The organism is Lysobacter enzymogenes, from assembly GCF_900106525.1.
Taxonomy (GTDB): domain Bacteria; phylum Pseudomonadota; class Gammaproteobacteria; order Xanthomonadales; family Xanthomonadaceae; genus Lysobacter; species Lysobacter enzymogenes.
The window spans coordinates 1-2,294 of the sequence record NZ_FNOG01000022.1; the positions used below are offsets into that span (position 1 = coordinate 1).

The following is a 2,294-nucleotide window of genomic DNA, read 5'->3' on the forward strand; positions in this document are numbered from 1 at the left end:
AGTGTGGTCGGCCTGCACGTGGGGCGCTCGCTGGAGCAGGTGGTGGGTGTGCTGGCGATCCTGAAGGCCGGTGGCGCGTATCTGCCGCTGGAGCCGGAGCATCCCAACGCGCGTCTGGCCTACATGTGTAGCGACAGCGGCGTACGCACGATCCTGAGCGTCGGCGAACTTGCCGAGCGCTGCGCTACGTGGGGTGAGTGGACGCTGAGTCTGGACGATGAAGCCACGCTGGCGAACTACCCGTCGAACACGCCAGAAGTAGCGGGCCTGACGCCGCAACACTTGGCTTACGTGATCTACACCTCAGGCTCGACCGGCCAACCCAAGGGCGTACTGGTCCCGCACGGCGGCGTCGTGAACTACCTCGATCACGCCCAGACCTACCTGCAACCGCACCACCGCGGCGCCGTCATGGGCACCCCGCTGAGCTTCGACGCCACCGTCACCACGCTGTTCGCCCCGCTGCTGGCGGGCAAGCGTCTGATCGTGCTGCCGTCCGAAGCCGGCGCATTGTTCGCCGGCCTGAGCCACTACCTGTTCGACGACGGACACGACTGGCTGTTCAAGCTGACCCCGGCGCATCTCGATGGCTTGTATGCGAACTACCCGGCGCACAGCGGTCCGAGCGCACGCCGCCACTGCCTGGTGATCGGCGGCGAACAGCTGACCACGGCGACCGTCGCCAAGTGGCAGCGCGACCGCTTGCCCAACGCCGAGTACGTCAACGAATACGGCCCGACCGAAACGGTCGTCGGCTGCTCGATCTACACCGTCCGCACACCCGCCGATCTGGCGCGCTGCGGCCATGCAGTCGCCATCGGCCGCCCGATCCAGAACACCCGCCTGTATGTGCTCAACGAACTGGACGAACCCGTGCCCGCGGGTGCCGTCGGCGAGCTGTGCATCGGCGGCGACGGCGTCACCCGTGGCTATCAGAACTTGGACGCGCTGACCGCAAGCCGTTTCCGCGAACACCGCTTCGGCCAGGGCGCAGTCGAGCGCCTGTACCACAGCGGCGACCTGGTGCGCTGCGGCCACGACGGCGAGCTGGAGTACCTAGGCCGTCGCGACGAACAGGTCAAGCTGCGTGGCTACCGCATCGAACTGGGCGAGATCGAATCCCAGCTCAAGCGCGATGCGCGGGTCAGCGACGCGGCAGCGGCGATCCAGGGCGAGGGCAACGACCGCCGACTGGTCGCGTTCGTCGCCAGCAACGAAGAAGAAACTGCCCACGCCGCGCTGGTCGACGAACTGCAACAAGCGCTGCGCCAGAGCCTGGCCGAGTTCATGCGCCCAAGTGCGATCGCCGTGTTGGCGAGCCTGCCGTTGACCGCAAATGGAAAAGTCGACCGCGCAGCGCTGCCGTCGCTGGGCGGCGCAGTCGCCGCGGCCTACCGAGCGCCGGAGACCGAAACCGAACGCGTGCTGGCGACGTTGTGGCAGGAACTGCTGGAACGCAGCGAACCGGTCGGCGCCGAAGACAACTTCTTCCGTCTCGGCGGCCACTCGCTGCTGGCCACGCGCATGATCGTGCAGATCAATCAGCGCTACGGCCTGGATCTGAGCGTCAAGGATGCGTTCGAGCGTCAGTCCCTGGCTGCGTTGGCCGAGTGGGTCGGCCAGCGCCGCAGCGATGCGCGGCCTGTGGCTGGGGCGATCGTCGCACGTACCGAAGCGGGGCCGGCGCCGCTGTCTTACGCGCAGCAGCGCCTGTGGTTCATCGACCGGCTCTCGGGCAATAGCCGGCAGTACAACATCGCCATGCCCATCGCGATCCAGGGCCGCCTGGACGCGGATGCGCTGACCGCGGCGCTGCGCACCATCGTGCAGCGCCACGAAGTGTTGCGCACGGTCTATCGCGAGGACACCACCGGAACCGTGCTGCAGCATGCGCTGCCGCTGGAACACCTGGCCCTGAGCGGCTATCTGGATTTGCGCGCCTGCGAAGACAGCGAGCGGCCGACTCGGCTCGCCGAGCAGGTGCGGGCCGCGGCGGATCACGCCTTCGACCTGAGTCGCGATCCGATGCTGCGCGCGACGCTGATCGCGCTGGGCGACGAAGAGCACGTGCTGATCCTGACCCTGCACCACATCGCCGCCGATGGCTGGTCGATGGACGTGCTGGTCGAAGAGTTCGGTGCGCTGTACTCGGCTCACAGCCAGGGTCAGCCCGCATCGCTGCCGGCGTTGCCGGTGCAGTACGCCGACTACGCGCTGTGGCAACAGGCGCAGGTCAAGACGCTGGCCGATGGCCTCGACTATTGGTCGCAACAACTGGCCGCGGCGCCGGAACT

General features: G+C 67.6%; 1 protein-coding gene. It reads left to right on the forward strand.

Annotated elements, in window-relative coordinates; all coding sequences use genetic code 11:
- The coding region (locus tag BLU84_RS25345; protein ID WP_139175256.1) for a non-ribosomal peptide synthetase at positions 1 to 2,294 on the forward strand (2,294 nt) is incomplete at both ends.